Origin of the sequence: Aquibaculum arenosum (assembly GCF_029222965.1) — a bacterium.
GTDB lineage: Bacteria > Pseudomonadota > Alphaproteobacteria > Kiloniellales > DSM-21159 > Aquibaculum > Aquibaculum arenosum.
Map to the genome: position 1 here is coordinate 252080 of NZ_JARHUD010000005.1, position 23336 is coordinate 275415.

20 protein-coding genes are annotated in these 23336 nt (G+C 65.0%); 8 read left to right on the forward strand and 12 right to left on the reverse strand.

Annotated elements, in window-relative coordinates; translation table 11 throughout:
• Nucleotides 1-21: 21 nt before the first annotated feature.
• The 5 genes from P2G67_RS10100 to P2G67_RS10120 form a co-directional block, all read right to left on the reverse strand.
• A complete protein-coding gene (locus P2G67_RS10100; protein ID WP_275822628.1) occupies nucleotides 22-1674 on the reverse strand; it encodes an AMP-binding protein in 1653 nt (550 codons plus the stop codon).
• 68 nt (nucleotides 1675-1742) lie between these two features.
• Nucleotides 1743-2921 carry an acyl-CoA dehydrogenase family protein gene (locus tag P2G67_RS10105; RefSeq protein WP_275822630.1) on the reverse strand — a complete coding sequence of 393 codons (1179 nt, stop codon included), beginning with the start codon at nucleotides 2919-2921 and terminating at the stop codon, nucleotides 1743-1745.
• A 2-nt stretch (nucleotides 2922-2923) separates the two neighbouring features.
• On the reverse strand, nucleotides 2924-3733 hold the full coding sequence (locus P2G67_RS10110) for an enoyl-CoA hydratase family protein (RefSeq protein ID WP_275822632.1): 810 nt from the start codon (nucleotides 3731-3733) through the stop codon (nucleotides 2924-2926).
• A complete protein-coding gene (locus tag P2G67_RS10115) occupies nucleotides 3730-4251 on the reverse strand; it encodes a MarR family winged helix-turn-helix transcriptional regulator (RefSeq protein ID WP_275822634.1) in 522 nt (173 codons plus the stop codon). The genes P2G67_RS10110 and P2G67_RS10115 overlap by 4 nt, the downstream gene beginning before the upstream one ends.
• The gene (locus tag P2G67_RS10120; protein ID WP_275822636.1) at nucleotides 4248-5015 is read right to left on the reverse strand and encodes an SDR family NAD(P)-dependent oxidoreductase; all 768 of its coding nucleotides are present in this window, start codon (nucleotides 5013-5015) and stop codon (nucleotides 4248-4250) included. Before P2G67_RS10120 ends, P2G67_RS10115 begins: the two co-directional genes overlap by 4 nt.
• 166 nt (nucleotides 5016-5181) lie before the next feature.
• Here P2G67_RS10120 and P2G67_RS10125 point away from each other — a divergent pair, with 166 nt between their 5' ends.
• The 5 genes from P2G67_RS10125 to P2G67_RS10150 all read left to right on the forward strand — a co-directional run bounded on the left by P2G67_RS10125 (nucleotide 5182) and on the right by P2G67_RS10150 (nucleotide 9603).
• Entirely contained in the window at nucleotides 5182-5517 is a 336-nt protein-coding gene (locus P2G67_RS10125; RefSeq protein WP_275822638.1) for a hypothetical protein, read from the forward strand.
• A gap of 789 nt (nucleotides 5518-6306) precedes the next feature.
• Nucleotides 6307-7080 (forward strand): ABC transporter ATP-binding protein, encoded by a 774-nt coding sequence (locus P2G67_RS10135; protein WP_322099687.1) that lies wholly within the window; start codon nucleotides 6307-6309, stop codon nucleotides 7078-7080.
• Nucleotides 7077-7781 (forward strand): ABC transporter ATP-binding protein, encoded by a 705-nt coding sequence (locus P2G67_RS10140; RefSeq protein WP_275822644.1) that lies wholly within the window; start codon nucleotides 7077-7079, stop codon nucleotides 7779-7781. The genes P2G67_RS10135 and P2G67_RS10140 overlap by 4 nt, the downstream gene beginning before the upstream one ends.
• A 14-nt stretch (nucleotides 7782-7795) precedes the next feature.
• Nucleotides 7796-8659: a branched-chain amino acid ABC transporter permease gene (locus tag P2G67_RS10145; protein WP_275822646.1), complete on the forward strand. Its 864-nt coding sequence runs from the start codon at nucleotides 7796-7798 to the stop codon at nucleotides 8657-8659.
• Complete coding sequence (locus P2G67_RS10150; RefSeq protein ID WP_275822648.1) at nucleotides 8659-9603, forward strand: branched-chain amino acid ABC transporter permease; 945 nt, start codon at nucleotides 8659-8661, stop codon at nucleotides 9601-9603. The genes P2G67_RS10145 and P2G67_RS10150 overlap by 1 nt, the downstream gene beginning before the upstream one ends.
• Before the next feature lie 31 nt (nucleotides 9604-9634).
• Here P2G67_RS10150 and hemN read toward each other — a convergent pair whose 3' ends face one another.
• On the reverse strand, nucleotides 9635-11020 hold the full coding sequence (gene hemN, locus P2G67_RS10155; protein WP_275822650.1) for an oxygen-independent coproporphyrinogen III oxidase: 1386 nt from the start codon (nucleotides 11018-11020) through the stop codon (nucleotides 9635-9637).
• A 78-nt stretch (nucleotides 11021-11098) separates the two neighbouring features.
• On the opposite strand from hemN, the gene P2G67_RS10160 reads away from it, so the two are divergent.
• The gene (locus P2G67_RS10160) at nucleotides 11099-12610 is read left to right on the forward strand and encodes a bifunctional metallophosphatase/5'-nucleotidase (protein ID WP_275822652.1); all 1512 of its coding nucleotides are present in this window, start codon (nucleotides 11099-11101) and stop codon (nucleotides 12608-12610) included.
• Between the two features lie 54 nt (nucleotides 12611-12664).
• On the opposite strand, the gene rpoD is transcribed toward P2G67_RS10160, so the two are convergent.
• From rpoD to P2G67_RS10175, 3 genes are all read right to left on the reverse strand, one after another.
• On the reverse strand, nucleotides 12665-14689 hold the full coding sequence (gene rpoD / locus P2G67_RS10165) for an RNA polymerase sigma factor RpoD (protein WP_275822654.1): 2025 nt from the start codon (nucleotides 14687-14689) through the stop codon (nucleotides 12665-12667).
• A gap of 193 nt (nucleotides 14690-14882) precedes the next feature.
• Nucleotides 14883-16622 carry a DNA primase gene (gene dnaG, locus P2G67_RS10170; protein WP_275822656.1) on the reverse strand — a complete coding sequence of 580 codons (1740 nt, stop codon included), beginning with the start codon at nucleotides 16620-16622 and terminating at the stop codon, nucleotides 14883-14885.
• 22 nt (nucleotides 16623-16644) lie between these two features.
• Nucleotides 16645-17100, reverse strand: coding sequence for a GatB/YqeY domain-containing protein (locus P2G67_RS10175; protein WP_275822658.1), 456 nt, complete (start codon nucleotides 17098-17100; stop codon nucleotides 16645-16647).
• A gap of 265 nt (nucleotides 17101-17365) precedes the next feature.
• Here P2G67_RS10175 and carA point away from each other — a divergent pair, with 265 nt between their 5' ends.
• Nucleotides 17366-18574: a glutamine-hydrolyzing carbamoyl-phosphate synthase small subunit gene (gene carA, locus P2G67_RS10180; RefSeq protein ID WP_275822660.1), complete on the forward strand. Its 1209-nt coding sequence runs from the start codon at nucleotides 17366-17368 to the stop codon at nucleotides 18572-18574.
• Between the two features lie 4 nt (nucleotides 18575-18578).
• On the opposite strand, the gene P2G67_RS10185 is transcribed toward carA, so the two are convergent.
• Genes P2G67_RS10185 through fsa form a run of 3 tightly spaced genes read right to left on the reverse strand, consistent with a single transcriptional unit; the run spans nucleotide 18579 to nucleotide 20934 of the window.
• Nucleotides 18579-19532: a tyrosine recombinase XerC gene (locus tag P2G67_RS10185; protein ID WP_275822661.1), complete on the reverse strand. Its 954-nt coding sequence runs from the start codon at nucleotides 19530-19532 to the stop codon at nucleotides 18579-18581.
• Complete coding sequence (locus P2G67_RS10190) at nucleotides 19511-20272, reverse strand: DUF484 family protein (protein ID WP_275822663.1); 762 nt, start codon at nucleotides 20270-20272, stop codon at nucleotides 19511-19513. The genes P2G67_RS10185 and P2G67_RS10190 overlap by 22 nt, the downstream gene beginning before the upstream one ends.
• Before the next feature lie 5 nt (nucleotides 20273-20277).
• Nucleotides 20278-20934: a fructose-6-phosphate aldolase gene (fsa, locus tag P2G67_RS10195; RefSeq protein ID WP_275822665.1), complete on the reverse strand. Its 657-nt coding sequence runs from the start codon at nucleotides 20932-20934 to the stop codon at nucleotides 20278-20280.
• 153 nt (nucleotides 20935-21087) lie between these two features.
• Here fsa and P2G67_RS10200 point away from each other — a divergent pair, with 153 nt between their 5' ends.
• The gene (locus P2G67_RS10200) at nucleotides 21088-23334 is read left to right on the forward strand and encodes a primosomal protein N' (protein ID WP_496196321.1); all 2247 of its coding nucleotides are present in this window, start codon (nucleotides 21088-21090) and stop codon (nucleotides 23332-23334) included.
• The last annotated feature ends 2 nt before the right edge of the window (nucleotides 23335-23336 follow it).

A 23336-nucleotide genomic window follows, 5' to 3' on the forward strand; every position in this document is an offset into this window, starting at 1 on the left:
CAAGCCGCAGGGCTTGGGCGCTCACTGTTCGACGCCCATGGCCTGAGCACGTTCTTGCTCCAACTGGCGCAAACGGAAGCGCTGCACCTTGCCGGTCTCCGTGCGCGGGAGATCGTCGATGAACTCAATGGCGCGTGGGTACTTGTAAGGCGCAATGCGCTGCTTGACGAACTCCTGCAGTTGTTTAACGAGTTCACTACCAGCGTTCACGTCATCCTGTAAGACGATGAACGCCTTCACAATTGCGCCTCGATCCTCATCCGGCGCGCCGACCACCGCGCATTCCTGAACTGCGGGATGTGCCATCAGGGCTTCCTCTACTTCCGGCCCGGCAATGTTGTAGCCTGAGGAGATGATCATGTCGTCATTGCGCGCCTGGAACCAGAAGTAGCCGTCTTCGTCCGCGCGGTAGCTGTCTCCGGTGATGTTCCATCCTCGCTGCACATAGTCGCGCTGGCGATGATCGGCGAGATAACGACAGCCAGTGGGGCCGCGCACCGCCAGCCGCCCCACCTCGCCCGTGGGCACTTCCTGCCCCTCGTCGTCTATGACCTTGGCCTCGTATCCCGGTACGGGCCGGCCGGTGGCGCCAGGCCGAATGGCGTCGCCGGAGGCGGAGATGAAGATGTGCAGCATCTCGGTGGCGCCAATGCCATCGATCAAGCGCACGCCCATGCGCTCGCGCACCGCTTCCCAGGTGGGCCGCGGCAAGGGTTCCCCGGCTGACACCCCGGCACGCAGGCTCGTCACATCGTAGCCCTCCATGGCATTGACCATGGCGCGCCAGGCCGTGGGTGCGGTGAAGCAGATGCTGGCCTTCCGCTTGGCAATCGCCTCGGCAAGCAAGGCTTCCGCCCCGGGCTTCTCCAGCAGAACTGTTGCCGCGCCGACGCGCAGCGGAAAGGTCAGCAGCCCACCCAGTCCGAAGGTGAAGGCCAGGGGCGGCGAACCGCAAAAGATATCATCTGGTTGGGGCTGGAGGATGTGCCGGGAGAAGGTGTCGCAGATCGCCAGCACATCGCGATGGAAATGCATAGTTCCCTTGGGCTGGCCGGTGGTGCCCGAGGTGAAAGCGATCAGGGCCACCTCCTCTGCTGCCGTTTCAACAGCAGGAAAGTTTGCCGGCTGCTGCTGCATGCGCGAGTCCAAGCTCTCTTGCGCATCCGTGTTCATCGCCAGGATATGCCGCAGCACCGGCTGCATCGCCTGCGCCCGCTCCAACTCCTCGAGCAGAGCGGCGTCACAGAGCGCAAAGCTCACTTGCGCCTTGTCGATCACCTTCGCCAGCTCTCCGGCACGCAGCAGCGGCATGGTGGTCACGGCGATGGCGCCGATGCGCATAACGGCCAGCCAGCAAGCAGCCAGCATGGGGGAATTGGGCGCGCGCAGCAGCACGCGGTTGCCGGGGATCAGGCCGAAATCCTCCGCCAGCACCCGAGCGATGCGCTGCACCTGCTCGAGCGTTTCGGCATAGGTCCAAACGTCTGCACTACCGATCAAACAGGGGCGCTCGGAAAACCCGTCTTGAACCATCCGATCAAGGAGTTCTGCGCCACAGTTCAAGCGGTCTGGATAGGACAGCTCCGGCAAGGATGTGATGAGATCAGGCCAGGTGTCACGCGGCGGAAGGTTGTCGCGAGCGAAGCTGTCGACATGAGCGGAGGCTGTCGGCATCGAATGAACTCCTCCCTTCACAAAGCCGCAGGGGGCGTGAGGACCATGCGGGCGTAGCACTGGCAGCTTTAGCGCCCGCTTGCCTCAGTCAGAAGCTGCCGGGCAATGATGATCTTCTGGACCTCGCTGGCCCCCTCGTAAATGCGCAGGGCCCGAACCTCGCGATACAGCTCCTCGGCCTTGCTTCCGGCCACCAGCCCCCGCCCGCCGAGCAGTTGCACCGCCCCATCGACGACCTTCTGCGCCTCCTCAGTGGCAAACAGCTTTGCCATGGCGGCTTCGCGGGTGACGCGCTCCGCGCCGGCGTCCTTGGCCCAAGCTGCGCGATAGACCAGGAGAGCAGCGGCGTCGATTGCGGTTGCCATCTCCGCCAGCCGACCCTGAGTAAGCTGAAGTTCCGCCAGGGGCTGGCCGAAAAGGCTGCGCCCACGTGCATGCTCCAGCGCCTCATGAAAGGCCCTGCGGGCGAGTCCGAGAGCGGCTGCACCCACCGTGGAGCGGAAGATATCCAGGGTCGCCATGGCGATGCGAAAGCCCTGCCCCGGCTGTCCCAGCAGGCCGTCCTCCCCCACCCGACAGCCATCGAACTCGAGCCGCGCCAGGGGATGGGGCGCCGTGACTGCGATGCGCTCGGCAATGTTCAGTCCCGGCACATCGGCCGGCACGATGAAGGCGGACAAGCCCTTGGCACCCGGCGCCTCTTCGCTCCGAGCGAAGACCACGTAGTGGCCGGCAATACCGCCGTTGGATATCCAGGTCTTGCAGCCGTCCAGCACCCAACCGCCGCCCTCGCGGCGCGCCCGGGTGGCCGTAGCCGCCACGTCGGACCCGGCGTCCGGCTCCGATAGCGCGAAGGCCGCAAGGCTCCTGCCGCTCCGCACGGCGGGCAGCCAGCGTTGCTGCTGCTCGGCCGTGCCGAAGAGCAGAATTGGACCACTGCCCAGCCCCTGCATGGCGAAAGCGAAGTCGGCAAGACCGTGGTGCCGGGCCAAGATCTCCCGCATCAGGCAAAGGCTGCGGACATCGAGTCTTCCCTGCCCGGTCCCCTCCGCCTCAGGAACGCACCAGGTCAGCCAGCCGGCCTCCCCCAGCGCTGCCGCCAGGCGCCGGCAGGTGCCGTCCAGGTCACTCTCGGCTTCCGAGAGCAAGGCCGGAAGATGCGCATCGGCCCAGTCATTGAGCTGCTCCGCCAGCACACGATGGCGGTCTTCGAAAAAGGGCCAGCCAAGAAAGCTGCGGTCGATCATGCTCAGTTGCCTTCGAACTTCGGCTTTTCCTTGCGCACGAAAGCCTCGTAGGCGCGCCGGAAGTCCTGGGTCTGCATGCAGATCGCTTGGGCCTGGGCTTCCGCCTCGATGGCGGCGTCGATGCCCATGTCCCACTCCTGATGCAGCATGCGCTTGGTCATGGCGTGGGCGAAGGTGGGCCCGTCGGCAAGGCGCCGGGCCTGCCCCAGCGCTTCACCCACAAGCGCCTCCGGGCTGCAGAGGCGGTTGAAGAAACCCCAACGCTCTGCTTCCTCGCCCGACATGGCACGACCACTGTAGAGCAGCTCCGAGGCGCGCCCCTGGCCGATGACCCGCGGTAGCAGGGCGCAGGCGCCCATATCACAGCCGGCCAGCCCCACCCGCACGAACAGGAAGGCCACTTTTGCGTCTGCGGTGCCGTAGCGCAGATCGGATGCCAGGGCGATGATCGCCCCAGCTCCAACGCAGACCCCGTCTACGGCGGCCACGATGGGCTGCGGACAGGCGCGCATGGCCTTGACCAGATCGCCGGTCATGCGCGTGAAGCGAAGCAAGGCCGGCATGTCGCTTTCGACCAGCGGGCCGATGATCTCGTGCACGTCACCGCCGGAGCAGAAGTTGCCGCCGGCGCCAGAAACGACGACGCAGCGCACCTCGGGCGCCTCACCCAAGCGTCGAAAGAGATCGCGCAGTTCGGCGTAGGATTCGAAGGTCAGAGGGTTCTTGCGATCCGGGCGGTTCAGGGTGATCTGCCCGACGCCGTCATCCAGCTCCCAGCGAAAATGCTCCGCGCGATAGTCAGCCAGGCTCATCCGCCATTCCTTTCCTCGACGCTGCTCTCAACCGTCTGCGAGACCGTTTCGCGCAGGCGACCAAGCAGACGGGTCAGCTCGTTCATCTCTTCCGTGCTGAGACCGCTGAAGCACTCCGACAGCCAGGCCTCGTGTTCGGCCGCCATCTCGGCAAAGGCGTGCCGGCCCTTGAGCGTCAGGCGTACGATCTGCGAGCGGCGGTCGTGCTCGGCCGCCACACGGGTGACCCAGCCTTCGGTCAGCAGCCGCTCCGTGACCCCGGTGACATTGCCGTTGGACACCATCAAGCGCCGGCTGAGTTCGCCCATCGACAAGCCATCCGGGGCGCGATCGAGCTGGGCCAGCAAGTCGAAGCGCGGCAGGGTGGCGTCGAAGTGAGAGCGCAGGCGCGTGCGCAGCTCGCCGCTGATCAGATTGCTGCAGGCAAGCAGGCGCAGCCACAGTCGCAGAGCGGCCTTGCTGTCGCCGTGCGTGGCCTCTGCCGCCGGCACACTATCCGACTGCGATGCCAAGCTCATGTCACCTCTCCCCCTGCGACGACTATGGACTGTCCGGTGATGGCCTCACTGCCCGGACGGCAGAGCCAAAGCACGGTGTTGGCCACCTCCTCCGGCTTGACCAGACGACCCTGCGGATTGGCTTTGGCGAAGCTTGCCCGCACGGAATCCCGGGAACGCCCACTTGCAGCCTCGATCCGCGCCGCCGCCTCCTCGATGAGATCGGTGTCGGTGTAGCCCGGACAGACCGCGTTGATCGTGACACCGCTGCGCGCCGTCTCCAGTGCCAGCGCCCGCGTCAGACCGATGGCGCCATGTTTGGCGGCCACATAGGCGGCCACGTAAGGATAGCCCTTCAGGCCCGCCGTGCTGGCAATGGTGACGATCCGTCCCCAGTCGCGCGCCAGCATGCTGGGCAAGACCGCCTGGCAGCAGCTGTAGACGGCGGTCAGATTGACGGCGAGCATCGAATCCCAGGTTGTGCGCTCCAGGCGTTCGAAGGGGCCGGATGCCGCCGCTCCGGCATTGTTGACCAGGATGTCGATCGGACCGAACTGCGCTTGCGCTCCTGCAATCGCCGCACCGATATCACTGTCACGGGTCACATCAGCGGTCTGTACCGCGCAGGCTGCGCCCAGCTCCGCGCGCAAGGCTTCGAGCGGCACGTGCGCCCGCCCCACCAGGCTCACCCGCGCGCCGGCTTCCACCAGACTGCGCGCTATGGCAGCGCCGATGCCGCGCCCAGCCCCGGTGACCAATGCGTGCCGCCCATCGAGCCCGCTCACCTCACGCCTCCCTCGCAAAAGTGTGCTCAGCGACAGCCGGCACACCGCCTTGTCTTGATTATTTTAAGCTTAAAATAACTGCCTCTGGCTCACAAGCCTTCCTTGACGCCGTCCCCGCACCTCAGTCTGCTGCAATGGTCTTCGTTGCGAAGGAATAACCAATCCGGTGTCAATGTTTGTTGCAGTGATCGAGTTCTTTCTCGCCCGGCCGGCGCTTTCCCATGGCGTGCTTGCCCTTCTGATCATGGCAGCCGTACTGCTCGTGACCCGGCCATTCCGCGTCGCCAACGCACACTGGATCGGTGCCGCGCTGGCTGTCGGTTTCTACTGGGGCCGGGAGAAGCGCGATCATGAGAACCGGCTCGATGCGCCGATGGCCGAGGTCTGGTATCGGGGATGGGCACCCTGGGAATGGAACGCGAAGGATCAGGAGGGTTTTCTCTGGGCCTTCCTTGCCTGTCTGCTGCTCGCGCTGGTGTTGCATTTCCGCCGGCGGCGTTGAGCCCCGAAGCAAGAAGCGGGCACCGCGCCATGATGCCGCCATGCTGGTGCAGCAGCTTGGCCTTTCGAACGATAAGCACCAATCATTAAGAGGACTGCCGCCGATGTTACGCAGAGCGCTCGCAGGCGCCTTTCTCACCGCAAGCCTTCTGACTGCCGCCGTCGCCGCTTCACCAGCCGTGGCGCAGGAAACGATAGAACTGCGCGAAAGGGCCGACATCGTCGATGTGCAGGAACGCTTGGCCAACCTGGGCTGGTACCACGGCGCCATCGACGGGATCGTAGGCTCGGGAACGCTTTCAGCCGCCAACGCCTACCGACGCGCGGCCGGGATCGCCACGTCCCAGCGCATCGACAAGGAGCTGCAGCTCCAGTTGCACTTCATCAACTCCGACCTCCGCCGTGGCACCACCGCGGCCGTTCAACGTGATCCTGAGGTGCGGCGCGCGCAGGAGATGCTCAAGCTCCTCGGCTACTATCGTGCAGGTGTCGATGGCATTTCCGGTCCGCAAACACGTGAGGCCATAAGCTCCTTCCGCAGAGACCAGCGGATCGCGGGAGGCAGCGGTGTCGACCGGCAGCTGCTCGACGCCTTGGACGAGGAACTTGTACGGCAGGGTCGTCTCTGATCTTGCGGGCGTGACTGGCCGCGCGACTCCGGCTTGAGCCACCGCCGGCCCTGTGCTAACGCCACGCCCAGCCGGCTTGCGCCATCGTGCGGCGGGGTTAAGTGCGCGCGCGATGGCGTGCCGGGCCTTGTTCTTTCAGGGGGAGATGCGGCTTGATCCAGGTGGAGCACCTGTCGAAGTCCTTTGGTGGCTTGCGGGCGGTCAATGACTGTTCCTTCACCCTGGAGGAAGGCGCCATCACCGGGCTGATCGGGCCCAATGGTGCGGGTAAGACCACGGTGTTCAACATGATCGCCGGCTTCATCAAGCCGAGCGGTGGCCGGATCCTGTTCGAAGGCCAGGATGTGACGGGCTTCTCTCCCGAGCGGCTGTTCAGCCTCGGAATCGTTCGCACCTTCCAGATCCCCCACGAATTCTCCCGCATGACAGTGCTCGAAAACCTCATGTTGGTCCCGCCGGCCCAGTCGGGGGAGAACCTCTTTTCCTCCTGGTTGCGCTGGGGTGCGGTGCGGCGGGAGGAGCGCGATGTTCGCCGCAAGGGCGAAGAAGTGCTCGAGTTTCTGGAGCTTACCCACGTCCGTGATGAACTGGCCGGAAATCTCTCAGGCGGGCAGAAGAAGCTGCTGGAACTGGGACGGACCATGATGACCGACGCCAAGCTCGTGCTGCTCGATGAGCCGGCGGCCGGGGTAAACCGCACGCTCATGGGCAAGCTTGCCCGCATGATCCAGCAGCTCCATCGCGAGCGCGGCTACAGCTTCTGCATCATCGAGCATGACATGGACCTGATCGCAGAGCTCTGCCACCCGGTGATCGTGCTGGCGGAAGGCCGGGTGCTGACCCAGGGCTCCATGGAGAGCATCCGCCGCGATGAGCGTGTGCTGGAAGCCTACCTCGGCCACAGCGGCGCCCACGAAACGGAGGGCGCGGCGTGAGCCTCTTGTCGATGGAGAAGGTGACCGGGGGCTACGGCGAAGCCGACATCCTGCATGACGTGACCCTGCGGGTCGAAGCGGGAGAGATCGTGGTCATCGTCGGTCCCAACGGTGCGGGCAAGTCCACCGCCATGAAAGCCATCTTCGGCCTGCTGAAACTTCGCTCCGGCCAGATCCGCTTCGACGGCCAAGACATCACCAACTGGAAGCCAGACCGTGTGGTGCGCCGGGGCATCTGCTTTGTGCCGCAGACCGACAACGTTTTCCCCACGCTGACGGTGCAGGAAAACCTCGAAATGGGCGCCTTCGTGCGCAACGACGACATCCGCCCGGCCATGGAGCGGGTCTTCGAGCTCTTCCCGCCGCTGCGCGAGAAACGGCGCCAGGCGGCCGGCACGCTCTCTGGCGGTCAGCGCCAGATGGTGGCCATGGGCCGTGCGCTGATGCTCGACCCCAAGCTGCTGCTCCTGGACGAACCCACGGCCGGCCTGTCGCCGATCTTCATCGATCAGATCTTCCAGATCGTTAAACAGGTTAACGCGACCGGCATCGGTATCCTGATGGTGGAGCAGAACGCCAAGCAGGCACTCGCCATCGCCAACCGCGGCTATGTCATGGCCCAAGGCGCCAATCGCCACGAAGGCACGGGCCAGGAGCTGCTCGCTGACCGCGAGGTCGCCGAAATGTTCCTGGGCGGCTGAAGGAAAAGACACCAATGGATATCCTGCAGCTGCTGATTTACGGGATCGTGCTGGGTGGTGTGATCGCGCTTGGCGCCATCGGCGTATCGCTGACCTTCGGCATTCTCGGGTTCGCCAACTTCTCTCATGGCGACCTGATGAGCACTGGCGCCTATATCGCGCTGATCTTCTTCACCACGCTCGCCTGGCCGCTTTGGATTGCGCTGCCCATTGCCATGATCGCCACGGCGGCGCTGGCGCTGGCCATCGACCGGTCGCTGTATCGCTGGTTTCGAACGCGACAACCGGTGATCCTGCTGATCTCCTCTTTCGGTGTGGCGCTCATCCTGCGCTCGCTGGTGCAGATGATCTGGGGCCCGGACACCATCACCTACCAGACCGGCATCCAAATGCCCTACCGCGTGGCCGGCCTGCGCATCCGGCCCGACCAGATCACCATTCTGCTTTGCACCATCTTCCTCGTGCTCGCCGTCCACCTCTTCCTGCAGCGCACCAAGATGGGCAAGGCCATGCGGGCCATGGCCGACAACCCAAACCTCGCGCGGCTCTCGGGCATCGATACGGAACGGGTGGTGCTTTGGACCTGGGTGCTCGGCGGTGGCCTGGCCGGTGCTGCCGGCGTCTTCCTGGGCCTCGACACCCGGCTGCACCCGGAGATGGGCTGGACGCTGCTGCTGCCGATCTTTGCCGCAGCCATCCTGAGCGGAATTGGCAAGCCCTATGGTGCCATCGTGGGCGGGCTCGTGATTGGAATAGTACAGGAAATGTCGACGCTGGTTATCGCGGCGGCCTACAAGCCGGCGATTGCTTTTGCCATTCTCGTCGTCATGCTGATCGTGCGGCCGACCGGCCTCTTTTCCGGCAGGAGCACCGTGTGATGGAACTGGCCGGACTGCTCACCTACGGTATCTTCTTCCTCACCCTGGTTGGGATCTACGGCCTGCTGGCACTGGGGCTCAACGTCCAGTGGGGCTATGCCGGCATGCTGAACATCGGTGTGGCCGCCTTCTTCACGGTCGGCGCCTACACCAGCGCGATCATCACCACCGCTGAGAGCAGCGGCCACCTCGGCGGTTTCGGCCTGCCCTTCCCCGTCGGCTTGGCGTCAGCCATGGCGCTATCGGGCATCCTCGCCCTGGGCGTGGGATTGATCACCCTGCGCCTGCGCTCGGACTACCTGGCCATTGCCTCGATCGGCATTGCCGAGATCGTGCGCCTCACATTGAAGAACGAAGGCTGGCTGACCGGCGGTGTGCGGGGCATGGCCGGCATCCCCCGTCCGCTGGCGGGTCTGATTCCCGGCTACGATGCCACGCTCTATCTGCTTCTGGTGCTTGCCTTTGTGGCGGCCGTCTACTGGGCCAACGAGCGGGCCTGGCGCTCACCCTGGGGCCGGGTGCTGCGGGCGATCCGTGAAAACGAGGCTGCAGCACGGGCCATGGGCAAGAATTCTCTGCTCTTCCGGCTTCAGGCTTTCGTGCTGGGCGCCGTCGTCATGGGGCTGGCAGGCGCCCTCTATGCCCATTTCGTGCGCTTCATCAGCCCGGAAGCCTTCAACCCACTCTTTGCCACCTTCCTGATTTGGGTGATGCTGATCGCCGGCGGCAGCGGCAACAACCGCGGCGCCCTTCTCGGCGCCTTCGTTATCTGGATTGTCTGGTCGGCGACGGAGATCTTCGTCACCCGCCTTCCGGAGGATCTGGTGACCCGTGCCGGTGCGCTGCGGGTGCTGCTGATCGGCATCCTGCTGCAGGTCATCCTGCTGGCGCGCCCTCAGGGAATCCTGCCGGAGCGCCCACCCCGTCCCGAAAGGCACGAGTGAACGGGCGCAAACCCCTGCCGCATAACCGCTGCTATAGCGCGCGGGCGTGCCCCCTGGTCTCGGGCTGGAGATAGCGGTCAAAGGCCGCCGCGGCCACACGCACCAGCGGCCGACCCTCCGGCAAAACCCGCACCTGGGCGCCCTGTACCTCGACCAGCCCGTCTGCGATCAGAGGTGTAAGACGGGCCAGAGCCGGCGCGAAGGCCTGCACACCACCGTGTTCGCTCAGATCCACCTCGAAGTGGCACATCAGGCTTTCAATGACCGCGCGCTCGCGTCGATCCGCCTCGTCGACTTCCACGCCGCGCGCCACCGGCAGACGGCCCTCCTCGATCGACTGACGATACGTCGGCATGTCGGTGGTGTTCTGGATGTAGCCCTGCGGCAGGGTTCCGATCGCGGAAGCACCAAGCCCGAGCAGTATAGGCGCTTCGTCAACGGTATAGCCCTGGAAGTTGCGATGCAGCCTGCCCCCGGAATGGGCCAGGGCCAGTGGATCTTCCGGTCGGGCAAAGTGATCCAGCCCGATGCGGCAATAGCCGGCCTCCGTCAAGCGCGCCGCCACGGCCTCGGACTGCGCCAAGCGCGCCGGCTCGTTCGGCAGCGCATCCTCCGGCAAAAGCCGCTGGTGGCGCTTCATGTGCGGTACGTGCGCATAGCCGAAAAGCGCAAGTCGGTCGGGCCGCAAGGTCAAGATTGTCTCAGCCGTCTGCAGGACGCTCGCCACGCTCTGATGCGGCAGGCCGTACATCAGATCCAGGTTGATGCCACGCACACCCGCTGCGCGCAGCCGTTCGACGGCGCTCTGCACCACTGCGAAAGGCTGGAGGCGATTGATGGCGCGTTGGACCTGCGGATCGAGGTCCTGCACACCGACGCTGGCCCGGGTTAGGCCGAGTCGCGCAAAGGCAGCGATCACGGAATCGTCCAGGCCGCGCGGGTCGATCTCCACGGCGATCTCGGCATCCGAGGTCGGCTGAAAGGAACCCTGTATTGCGGCCGCGATGCGATCAATCTCCGCAGGTGGCAGCAGACTTGGCGACCCGCCGCCGAAGTGGAGATGGGCCAGTGGACGTTTGCCTCCGCCCAGCGCATTGCTCAGCAGTTCGAACTCGCGCAGCAGCAGGTTCACATAGGCTGTGACCGGCCGCAGGCTCTGGACCACTCGGGTGTGGCAGCCACAAAACCAACAGAGCGTGTCGCAGAAGGGAATGTGCAGGTAAAGCGACAGCGGCGCCTCCGCCGGCAGGGCCTGCAGCCAGTTGCGGTAATGATCGGCGGTGATGCCGGTGTGAAAGTGCGGCGCGGTGGGGTAGCTGGTGTAGCGGGGCACCGGCCGGCTGTGCTTGAGTAGGCGTGCGCTTTGCATGGGGGTATTAAAGCGCGGGCCGGCGGGCAGCACTTTGATCTGCGACAAAGTTCTGCGCAATCTCAGCGTAGCCGGAGGCCCCCAAGACCTCGTTCAGGGCCTGCTCACAAGGGGGATGAACTGACCATGCTGCGCCTGCTTCTCGTAGTTTCCGTTTTTCTGATTGGGCTCTCGCCCCAGCCACAACTGCGTGCGGACCACGCGGGCGAGCGCGATCCCCTGCGGCTGGTGATTGTGCATGTCAGCGACCTGGACCGCATCGAAGCCCGAGGCGGCCGCGGCGGCCTGGCAAAGCTCGCCAGTGTTGTCGGCACCCTTCGTTTAGAACATGAACATGTTTTGGTAACGCACGGAGGAGACGCCGTTTCTCCTTCGGTCATGAGCAACTTCGATCAGGGCGCGCACATGATCGATTTGCTGAACAGACTGGACCTCGACCTCTTCGTCCTGGGCAATCACGAGTTCGATTTCGGCCCAGAGGTGACACTGGAACGGGTGGCGGAAGCGGATTTTCCAGTACTTGGCAGCAATTTGCGACGCAGTGACGGGACGAAGCTCCCTGGCGTAGAGGATGAGATCATACTTGAGATCGCCGGCTGGCATATCGGTGTGATGGGTCTGCTCACACCGCAGACGCTCACCAGCTCCAGCCCCGGTGACATTGCGTTTACCTCCGAGGTGGATGCAGCCGCCGAACGAGCGGCCTCTTTGCGCGCCGAAGGCGCAGACTTCGTCGTGGCGCTGGTGCACAGTGGCTACGATGTCGACACGGCTCTGGTGCGGCAAGGTGCAGTGGATCTGGTGCTGGGGGCCCACGATCACCTGCAGCATCTGCTTTGGCCCACCAACGGCACAGCCTTTGTCGAGGCCGGCGCTCAGGCGAACCACGTCGCCATCATTGAAATCCTGCTTCAAGAAGGTGAGGACAGCGACAACGACTGGTCAGCGCAGTTCCGCTTTCTCGACACGCTGGAAATCACCCCCGACCCAGACATGCAGCAAGCAGTCCAGGGCTATCTGGCCGACTTCGAAGAAGAGCTAGGTCGCCCGCTCGCGATCACTGAGGTGGCGCTGGACACCCGCGGCAGCAGTCTGCGCAGCGAAGAGAATGCTTTCGGCAATCTGATCGCCGACGCATTCAGGGTGGCAACTGAAGCCGATGTGGCCATTCAGAACGCAGGAGGCATTCGCGGGCATCGTCATTACGCCAAAGGCAGCATACTGACCAAAGGCGACGTGATTGCGGAATTGCCCTTCCAGAATCCTATGGTGCTGCTCGAAGTGGATGGCGAAACCCTTTGGCAAATCGTCGAGCACGGCCTTGCCGCTGTGGAACAGCGATCCGGCCGCTTCCCACAGGTCTCCGGGCTGTCGATTGTCTATGATCCCCAGAAACTGCCGGGCGAGCGCCTTCTGGAACTCCACGTCCAGGACCAACCGCTCGAGAGCGACGCGCTCTATCGCCTTGCGGTGAATGGTTTCAACGCGAAGGGTGGTGATGGCTACGAGATGCTGACGGAGCTGCCTCGGCTCTCACACCCGGCAGATGGCCTTTCCGACACCGCGGTGCTCATGCGTCACCTGGAACAGGCCGAGCGCATTGCCCCTCGGATTGAAGGTCGAATTAGGGTGCCCTGAACGAATCGGGCCGCCCCTTGGAGCGGCCCGATCGAAGTAACTCAGGGATCTGGGTCAGGTGTCGAGGAAGGAACGGAGCTTCCGGCTGCGGCTGGGGTGCTTGAGCTTGCGCAGCGCCTTGGCCTCGATCTGACGGATGCGCTCGCGCGTCACCGAGAACTGCTGGCCGACCTCTTCCAGGGTGTGATCGGTGTTCATGCCGATGCCGAAGCGCATGCGCAGCACGCGCTCCTCGCGCGCGGTGAGGCTGGCCAGAACCCGCGTGGTGGTTTCGCGCAGGTTGGACTGGATCGCGGAATCGATCGGAATGACCGCGTTCTTGTCCTCGATGAAATCGCCGAGGTGGCTGTCCTCCTCGTCTCCGATCGGGGTCTCGAGCGAGATCGGCTCCTTGGCGATCTTGAGAACCTTGCGCACCTTGTCCAGCGGCATGACCAAACGCTCGGCCAGTTCCTCCGGCGTCGGCTCGCGGCCGATCTCGTGCATCATCTGGCGGCTCGTGCGCACCAGCTTGTTGATCGTCTCGATCATGTGCACCGGGATGCGGATGGTGCGTGCCTGATCGGCGATGGATCGGGTTATGGCCTGCCGGATCCACCAGGTGGCATAGGTCGAGAACTTGTAGCCGCGCCGATACTCGAACTTGTCGACCGCCTTCATCAGGCCGATGTTGCCTTCCTGGATCAGATCCAGGAACTGCAGGCCGCGGTTCGTGTACTTCTTGGCGATGGAGATCACGAGGCGCAGGTTGGCCTCGACCATTTCGGTCTTAGCCTTGGTCGCCTCGCGCTCACCTGACTTAACCGTGGTGACGATGCGTCGGAACTCGGTGATTGGCAGGCCAGTCAATTCCGCGATGCGTGCAATCTCGGCGCGCAGGCGGGCGATCTCTTCCCCATCCTTATTGACGAAGTTGCCCCAGGCCTTGCTCAGGCCGGCGACATTACTCATCCAGTTGGGGTCGAGTTCCTGCCCATAGTAATTCTGCAGGAAGCTCTGACGCGGCACCCGGTGCCGCTCGGCCAGTCGCAGCAGGCGGCCCTCGTAGCCCATGAGCTGCTTGTTGTGGGCGTAGAGCTGCTCCACCAGCTCCTCGATGCGCGCGTTGTTGAGATGGACGTCCTCCATCTCGCGCACCAGAGCCTTGCGCAGGGACTCATATTGCTTCTCCAGGCGGGTGGGCAGTTCCTCACCCTTCTGGAGCGCGGTCAGGCGCTTTTCCTGTGCCTTGGCCAGCTTCTTGAAGGTCTGGTCGATCCGCTCGAAGGTTTCGAGCACCTGCGGCAGGAGCTGCTGCTCCATTGCCGAGAGAGAGAGGCTGCTTTCCTCTTCTTCCTCCTCGTCGTCGCCGCTTTCGCTCTCACCCTCAGCGGCTTCGGCTTTGCCATCGGCCGGTGCCTTTGCGGTGGCAGGATCGGCAGCGCCATTCGTCGCAGCCGCCGCCTCGCCCTCTGGCGCAGCGCCGGTGTCCGCCGCTGGTGTCGCCGCAGCAGCGCCGTCAGGGCCGGCGCCGTAAGTGGCATCCAGGTCGATGATCTCACGCAGCAGCATCTCGCTGTTCTGCAGCGCGTCGTGCCACATAAGCAGCGCCCGGATGGTCATCGGGCTTTCGCAGAGGCCACCGATCATCTTCTCGCGACCGGCTTCGATCCGCTTGGCGATGGCGATTTCGCCTTCACGACTCAGCAACTCCACCGAGCCCATCTCCCGCAGATACATGCGCACGGGATCGTCGGTGCGGCCCACATCGTCGTCGTTCAGGTTGCCGCTGGCGGCAACGCCCTCTTCGTCCTCTTCCGCCTCTGCTTCGGCTGGAGAGGCGGCTTCCTCGGCTTCCTCGCTCTCGATGACGCTGATGCCCATCTCCGAGAGCGTGGCCATGACGTCTTCGATCTGCTCGGAAGAGACCTGGTCGGTCGGGAGAACCTGATTCAACTCATCATAGGTGACATAGCCGCGCTCTTTGGCGCGGGCCATCATTCGCTTGACGGCCGCCTGGGTCTTGTCGCCCAGCGCGCCTTCCGGCGCGTCTTCGCGGCCCTCGGTCTCTTCAGTGCTCTCGTTCGCCTTGCTCGCCATTCCGTCCTCGCACATAGATCGGGCACCGTGCCATGCCCGCCGCATGACCTGCCCGATTGCCCCTCAAGATTTGCGTCGCTGATTTCGAAGCGCGCCTGCTGCGGCAGGTGCTGCTTTACCAAAGTTCGCCTGGGCGACATCCAACTGCCGACAGCTATCTCGATCGCGCAGTATTCGAAGACGTCCTAGCCTGTTACAGCGTCGCTCCTCGACCTTCTGTTTCATCCGCGCCTGTCACGACCCGATCCAGCCAGTAGGCAAACCGCGCTTCCGCTTCGTGTGGAACAGAGTCCAGGCGGAGTGTAGGTTCGTGCATCGTCAATGCAGTGCCGAACAGGCGATCCAGCAACTCAGAAAAGCCCTGGCCGCGTAGGTGGCATTCAAGTGTATCACTGTCAAGGTCCGGGGCTTCTGCCAGTGCGTCTACCAAAGTCCGCCGCAGTGCCTCCAGTTCCCGATCATCGAGCGCCGGGCGGGCCAGCTCCTCCAGATTGCCTATCGCCAGATGGGGATGGCGGACAGCCAGGGCCAGGAGAATCTGCACTGGACGACGCTTCAAGCCGGCGACAAGCGGTTTGGTTCCAACAGCGCTGCGCTGCGCCGAACGCTGACCTCGCCCGGGGCGCCTGCCCAGCCCGTTCCGGCCGCCGGTTGCGCCGCGCCGGGCGCGCATAAGGCCGAAGTAGCGATCGAGCAGCGCCGTGCGATAAGCGGTTTGCACATTGCGGTCTCCGATCTGCTGCACCTGGTCTATCACTGCTTGACGCAAGGCCGCCTGGCGTTCCGGCGTGTCCAAGGAGCGGCCGCCCACCAGCCCCTCCCAGAGGACAGTTTCCAAGGGGCGCGCAGCCTGCAAAAGCACCTGCAATGCAGCCGGTCCGGCATTGGTCACCAGCGAGTCGGGATCCTCGCCCTGCGGCAGGGTGATGAACTGCAGGCTGCAACCGGGCCGCAGCAACGGCAGGGCGCGCTCTGTCACCCGCTGCGCCGCCCGCTGACCGGCGGCATCGCCGTCAAGGCAGATCACGGGCTCAGGCGCCATGCGCCAGAGCTCCTGCAGCTGATCCTCCGTAACGGCCGTGCCGAGCGGCGCGACACAGCCCGGAAATCCGGCCTGGGCAAGGGCAATCACGTCCATGTAGCCCTCAACCACGAGCAGGGGCGCGCCGTCGGCGGCGGCACGGCGAGCATGATGCAGGTTGTAGAGCACCCGACCCTTGTCGAAGAGCGGTGTGTCGGGCGAGTTGAGGTACTTCGCCCTGGCATCGCTGGAGAGCGCACGGCCGCCGAAAGCAATCACCCTGCCCTGGCGGTCGGTGATAGGAAAAATCACCCGGCCGAAGAAGTAGTCGCGCAGCTCACCACCTTCTTCCGGTTGCTTCAACAGGCCGGCTTCCACAAGCTGAGAATCATGGATTCCTTGGGCCTTTAGCGCAGCCCGAAGCAACCCCCGCTGACCAGGAGCGTATCCCAGGCGAAAGCGCCCGATCGTTTCCGGCGTCAGTCCCCGCCCTTCGAGATAGCGGCGCGCCTCGCTGCCGCTGGAAACCGCCAACTGCTGCTCGAACCAGAGGCAGGCCTTTTCCAGCACCTCATAAAGCGTGGCGCGGCGCTCAGCGGCCTGACGGGCCTGAGGTGTGCGCTCGGGCATGGGAATGCCAGCCTGCTCGGCCAGGCGCTCGAGCGCTTCCGGGTAGCTGAGGTTCTCCCAGCGCATGACCCAGCCGATGACGTCGCCATGTGCACCGCAGCCGAAGCAGTGAAAGAACTGCTTGTCGTCATTCACGGTGAAGGAGGGCGACTTTTCGCTATGGAAGGGACAGAGGCCAGTGAACTCCCGGCCCCGGCGCTGCAAACGCACATGCCGTCCCACCAGTTCAGAGACGGCAATCGCATCGCGCAGTCGCTCAGGGAACCCGTCGCCGGTGGACATCGGCCTTTTGTCGCTCCTCACCTCATGCCAGGCGCTGCTTGACCATCTGGCTCGCCTTGGCGAACTCCATGCGCCCGGCATAGCGCTCCTTCAGCAAGGCCATGACACGGCCCATATCCTTGATCGACTGCGCCTCTACCTCTGCAATGGCTTGGTCAACAGCCGCCTCAGTTTGCTCGGCGCTCAATCCCTGAGGCAGGAAACGCTCAATGACGGCAATCTCCGCTTCTTCCCTGGCAACGAGATCGTCACGACCGCCTTTCTCATATAAAACAATGGATTCCCGGCGCTGCTTAACCATTTTTTGCAGCAATTCGAGGATCTCCTGGTCGTCGATCCCATCCGCGTTACCGCTGCTGCGTGCCTGGATATCCCGGTCTTTCAGGGCAGCCAAGATGAGGCGCACGGTGGCCAGCGCCTGCTGTTCCTTCGCCTTCATCGCCCCCTTCAGGGCGTCGTTGAGCTCACTGCGCAACATCGGCGCCTTCTCCTTATTGTCAAAGCATAGAACAGCGCTGGAGCGCGCTGCCAGGCTCCCGTGAATTGGGGTCGGTCCCTGTCGGGCGCTGCCATAATTGGTTACTGCCGGGTCCGGGCATTCGCTTGACCACCCTGCCTGCATACCATACATCACGCTCGAGGCTGGCCGACCACCCGTAACGGGACCGCCCTATATAGGAAGCTGGCCCGCCAGCGCAACCTCCCGGCCAGCGGCCGGCGCTTTCCCCTCGAGAAGGTGTGACATGAACGAGTTCGCCAAGTCCGCGTCCCCGAGCAGCGAGCCCGGGGCTCCCCTTTCCGCGCCTGAAGGTGCCACGGCGGCCCTGGTGCTGGCCGACGGCAGTCTGTTCTGGGGTCAGGGTTTGGGTGCAGCGCGACGTAGCGTTGGCGAGGTCTGTTTCAACACCTCCATGACCGGCTATCAGGAGATCCTATCCGACCCTTCCTATGCCGGCCAGATCATCACCTTTACCTTCCCGCACATCGGGATTGTCGGAACCAACCCCGAAGACATCGAGACGATCACTCCGGCTGCGCGCGGTGTCGTCCTGCGCGCGACGGTGACCGATCCGGCGAACTGGCGCGCGGCCCAGCATCTGGACGCCTGGCTGGCCGGGCATGGGCTGCCTGGGATTGTCGGCGTCGACACCCGCGCTCTCACCCGGCGCATCCGCACGTTGGGCGCCCCGCAGGCGACCCTCATTCATGCACCGGACGGGCGCTTCGACGTTCCCGCGCTGCGCGCAGAAGCCGCGGCCTGGCCCGGCCTCGAAGGTATGGACTTGGCCAAGGAGGTGACCTGCGGTCAGAGCTATCGCTGGGATGAGACTCCCTGGCACCTGGGACAGGGCTACGGCCGGCTGGAAAACCCGAAGTACCGCGTCGTAGCCGTCGACTTTGGCGCGAAGCGCAACATCCTGCGCTGCTTGGCTGATCTCGGTTGTGCCGTGACCGTGGTTCCTGCCGAGACCAGCGCGGAAGAAATTCTTCAGCATGAGCCAGATGGCATTTTTCTCGCCAACGGGCCCGGCGATCCAGCAGCCACCGGGCGCTACGCCATTCCCACGATCCAGAAGCTCCTGGAGAACGAGACGCTGCCGATCTTCGGCATCTGTCTCGGGCACCAGCTTCTCGCTCGCGCCTTGGGCGCCGAGACGGAAAAGATGCACCTGGGCCATCGCGGCGCCAACCATCCCGTAAAGGACCTGGAAACCGGCAAAGTGGAGATCACGAGCCAGAACCATGGTTTTGTGGTCAAGGGCAACTCGCTGCCTGCCGACGTGGAAGTCACCCATGTCAGCCTGTTCGATGGCACCAATGAGGGAATCCGGCTCAAGAACCGGCCGGTGTTTTCGGTCCAGTACCACCCGGAGGCCTCCCCCGGCCCTCAGGACAGCCACTACCTCTTCCAGCGCTTCGTAGACAACATCGCCCGCGCCAAGGCGGGCTGAGCCCCTACTTGGCGCGCGGATGCGCCTGGGCGTAGACGGCGGATAGGCGCGACATGTCCACTGCGGTGTAGCGCTGGGTGGTGGATAGTGAGGCGTGTCCGAGCAGATCCTGCACCGCACGCAAGTCTCCCCCACCCGACAAGAGGTGCGTGGCGAAGGAGTGGCGCAGGGCATGAGGCGTGGCGCCCTCGGGCAGCCCCAGCAGACCGCGCAACTGCTGGACCCGTGTCTGAATGGCGCGCGGCCGTAAGGGACCGCCCCGCACGGCGCGGAACAGGGCATCCTGCCCGCGCAGTTCGAAGGGACAGGCCGCCCGGTAATCATCGATGGCCTCGATCACCAGAGGCAGCAGTGGTACCTGCCGCTGCCTGCGTCCCTTGCCGGTGACCACAAGAACCTCCTGGCCGGCCGCGGGCGCCTCGCCGGCTGACAGCGACAAGGCCTCACCAATCCGTAAGCCACAGCCGTAGAGCAGCAGCAGCACCGCGCCGTCACGCTTCGCAATCCACGGGCGGTGGTCGAGTTCCCCCACGCTTTCCACGGCCATCCGGGCGTCCTCGGGACTGAGGGCGCGGGGAAGTGCCGCAGGCTTCTTGGGCGTGCGCACCAGGGATATTGCGGCATTCTCGAAATGATGATGCCGCGCTGCCCAGGCAAAGAAAGTGCGGATGGCGGAAAGCGCCCGCGCCGTCGAACTCGCGCTCAGCCCCTTGGCAGCGCGCTGCGCCAGCCAGGCCCGGAAATCGCCCAGCTTCAAATCGCGCAGCAGCTTTCCCGAGGGCAAGTCACCCTGGTGTTCGGCGACAAAGGCCAGGAAACCGGAAAGGTCACGGATGTAGGCGTCCAGGGTATGGGGCGAAAGGCGCCTCTCGCTGTCGAGCCAAGCCAGCCAGGCGGAAATGACGGCCTGCAGGTTCTCGTCGGCCTGGAAGCCGACTACTCGGGCAGTTCCAGCCATGCCCGGATCAGGTGTTCGAGGCAGCGCGCCATGAACTGCAGCAGCTCGGTGCCCTGCCCTTCCGCGAAGTGCTCCGGGTCGCGCGCGCCCAGCGCCAGGATCGCCGGCGGCGTTGCCGCACTGACCTCGATGCGCAACAGCGCATCCGAAGCGACCAGTCCAGCCGCCGGCCCGAAGATCGCGGGGTCTCCCTCGATGTGGCTGCGCAAGCCGGCGGGGCTGCTTGGCCCCAGCAACTGGGCCACACTCCCTGGCTGCAGGCTGCGCACCCCGTGGAGGCGCACCGGCGGCGCCCCGTCGTCGCTGCGTTCAACGCAGAGGTAAACCGCGTCCACATCGAGCAGCAGTGGCAGGTCGGTGCCGATGGTCTCCATGAGATGCTCGAAGGAGCGTGCCGCCAGCAGCGCCTGGACCGCGTCGTGGATGCGGCCTTGGATGGCGGCGTTGATGCGGCCGTTGGCAATCAACTCATCGCAGAGGCTGCGCAAGCGCTCCGCCTCCTGCCGCCAGCGCACCACCATGGCCTGCTGCAGATCCACCACCCCGCGACCCGCGTCCACGAGGTCTCCACGGGCCGGGGGAGCCAGCACATCGAGCAGTTCCGGATGCTCGGCCAGGAACTCCGGGTGGCGACGCAGGTAGCCGGCCACCAGATCGGCATTGAGCGCGGTCGGCCGTGCTGCCTCGGCAACCGCGTCTTCGATCTTGGCGTCTGGAGCTGCGTCGCGCTGTTTGCTCATGCCGTCTACAGTATGCTCTGACCGGTCTTGGCCCAGTCCGCCAGGAAGGCGTCGAGCCCACGGTCGGTCAGCGGATGCTTGAAGAGCGCGCGCAGCACGGCCGGCGGCAGGGTCGCCACATCGGCGCCCAGCTTGGCGGCCTGGACCACGTGGTTCGGCCCGCGCACGGAGGCGACCAGCACCTCGGTGTCGTACTCGGGATAGTTGGCGTAGATCTGAACGATATCAGCGATCAGGTCCATGCCGTCGGTGCCGATGTCATCGAGCCGGCCCACGAAGGGGGAGATGAAGGTCGCCCCGGCCTTGGCTGCCAGCAGGGCCTGGGCGGCGGAGAAGCACAGCGTTACATTGACCTGCACCCCGTCGTCTGAAAGCGCCTTGCAGGTCTTCAGCCCATCGGGGGTCAGAGGCACCTTGACGCAGACATTGTCTGCAAGCGCGGCCAGCTTCCGGCCTTCCGCCAGCATGGTCTCATGGTCGATTGCGGTGACCTCTGCCGAAACCGGGCCCGAGACAATGCCGCAAATCTCTTCGACCACCTCCAGGAAGGAACGGCCGGTCTTGGCCACGAGTGAGGGGTTGGTGGTGATGCCGTCCACCAGGCCGGTCGCCGCCAGATCCTTGATCTCGGCGACATCGGCGGTATCGACAAAAAACTTCATGGCTGATCGTGCTCCCGGGTCGGACTTGGCTCAGTGAAGGAATTGCGCGCGGTTTAGAGCCTCCCCTCCCTCGCGTCCAGAGCATAACAGATTCGCCGCCCCTTGGCTGCGCCGGCGAACCGGCCTATCCCCTGGGTAGGGGAAAGCCGGACAGTGTCAAAGGCAGCAATGTGCAGTCATGCCCAGAGTGGGGTCGCCAATAAGGAGGCCGATATCGAGCGTGTGAGGGTACTGCTGCCCCTGCCGCTGGAGGCCATCTATGACTACGCGGTTCCAGAGGGCATGGTATTGGAGCCGGGTGCTATCGTCGAGGTGCCGCTGGGCAGCCGCCTCCTGATCGGGGTCGTCTGGGATGACGCTGAAGCCGCCGGCGAAAGCCTGCCCATTTCGCGTTTGAAGCCTGTCCACACCCGACTCCCCGCAGCCCCCCTTCCCCAAGCTCTGCGACGACTCATCGAGTGGGTGGCGCGCTATACCCTGGCGCCAATTGGAAACGTCCTGCGCATGGCCATTCCCGTCTCGGCCGCACTGCGCCCAGAGCGGCCGCAACGCGCACTGCGACGGACCAGTGACCTGCCCGAAGGCTTGCGAGAAACACCGGCGCGCAATCGGGTGCTTGCCGTGGCGGCCGATGGCTTGGCGCGCACGGCCAGCGATATGGCACGCGAGGCAGGCGTTGGACCGAGCGTGGTCAAAGGCCTCGCCGACGCCGGGGTTTTGGAGTGGGTGGAACTTCCGGTGCATCTCGCGCTGGCGCCGCCCGATCCCGAACAGGACGGCTTCTCCTTGGGCCCGGCGCAGCAGACAGCGGCGGATCAGCTGCGCAGCCGAATCGGCCAAGGTTTCAGCGCCACGCTCCTCGACGGCGTCACCGGGTCCGGTAAGACGGAGGTTTACTTCGAAGCGGTTGCCGAGGCCCTGAGGGCTGGACAGCAGGTTCTCGTGCTGCAGCCGGAGATCGCGCTCTCTTCCCAATGGTTGGCGCGCTTCGAGGCCCGCTTCGGCACGCGCCCGGCGGAATGGCACAGCGAACTGACACCGGCCCAGCGGCGCCTCACCTGGCGCGCGGTGGCCGACGGCAGCGCCAGGGTCGTGGTCGGCGCCCGCTCCGCGCTCTTCCTGCCCTTCACCGAACTGGGGCTGATCGTGGTCGATGAGGAGCACGACCCGGCCTACAAGCAGGAAGAAGGCGTGATCTATCAGGCGCGTGACATGGCCGTTCTGCGCGCCTCCCTGGAACAGATTCCAATCGTGCTGGCCTCGGCCACCCCCTCTCTTGAAAGCGTGCTGAACGTGAAGGTGGGCAAGTACGATGCGGTACACCTGTCGTTGCGCCATGGCAGCGCCGAGTTGCCTAAGGTGGAGACGGTGGATTTGCGCCGCGACCCGCCGCCGCGCCTGCCCAATGGTGCCAGGGGATGGCTGTCCCAGACCTTACGCGACCGCGTCCAGGCAACGCTTGAGGCGGGCGAACAGGCGCTGCTCTTCCTGAACCGACGCGGCTATGCCCCCCTTACGCTGTGCCGCGCCTGCGGGCATCGCCTGCAGTGCCCGAACTGCACCACCTGGCTGGTCGAACATCGCCTGACCGGCCGCCTGCAGTGCCATCACTGCGGCCACGCCAGCCGCTTGCCCAGCCACTGCCCGTCCTGCGAGGCCGAGGACAGCCTGGCGGCCTGCGGTCCCGGGGTGGAGCGGCTCGATGAGGAGGTGGCGCTGCTTTTTCCCGAAGCGCGGCGCCTATTGCTCTCCAGCGACGTGCTCACCGGCCCGGCAGCCACCGATGAGGTGATGCGGCGCATTCGCGAGCGCGAGGTGGATCTCGTGGTTGGGACGCAGATCGTCGCCAAGGGGCACCACTTTCCCTGGCTGACGCTGGTCGGTGTGGTCGACGCCGATCTCGGCCTTGCCGGTGGTGACCTACGTGCGGGCGAGCGCAGTTTTCAACTGCTGCACCAGGTCTCCGGCCGGGCGGGGCGGGCCGAGCGTCCGGGTCAGGTGCTGCTCCAGACCTATGAGCCCGAGCATCCGGTAATCCATGCGCTGGTGGCCGGCGATCGCGATGCCTTCCTGGAACGCGAGGCAGACGCGCGCCGCCAAGGCAGCCTGCCGCCTTTCACCCGTCTGGCGGCCCTGATCCTGTCTGCGCCTGATCCCACCATCGTTGATACCGCGGCCACTGCACTGGCCCGCAGCGCGCCGCGCGCGGAAGGATTGCAGGTGCTCGGCCCCGCCCCGGCCCCGTTGGCCGTGCTGCGCGGCCGTCACCGCCGGCGCTTCCTGATCAAGGCACGCCGCGACCTGCCGCTTCAGACACTGCTCAGGGACTGGGTCGGGCCCGTGCCATTGCGCGGCGGGCTGCGCATTCAGGTCGACATCGACCCCTATTCCTTTCTGTGAGA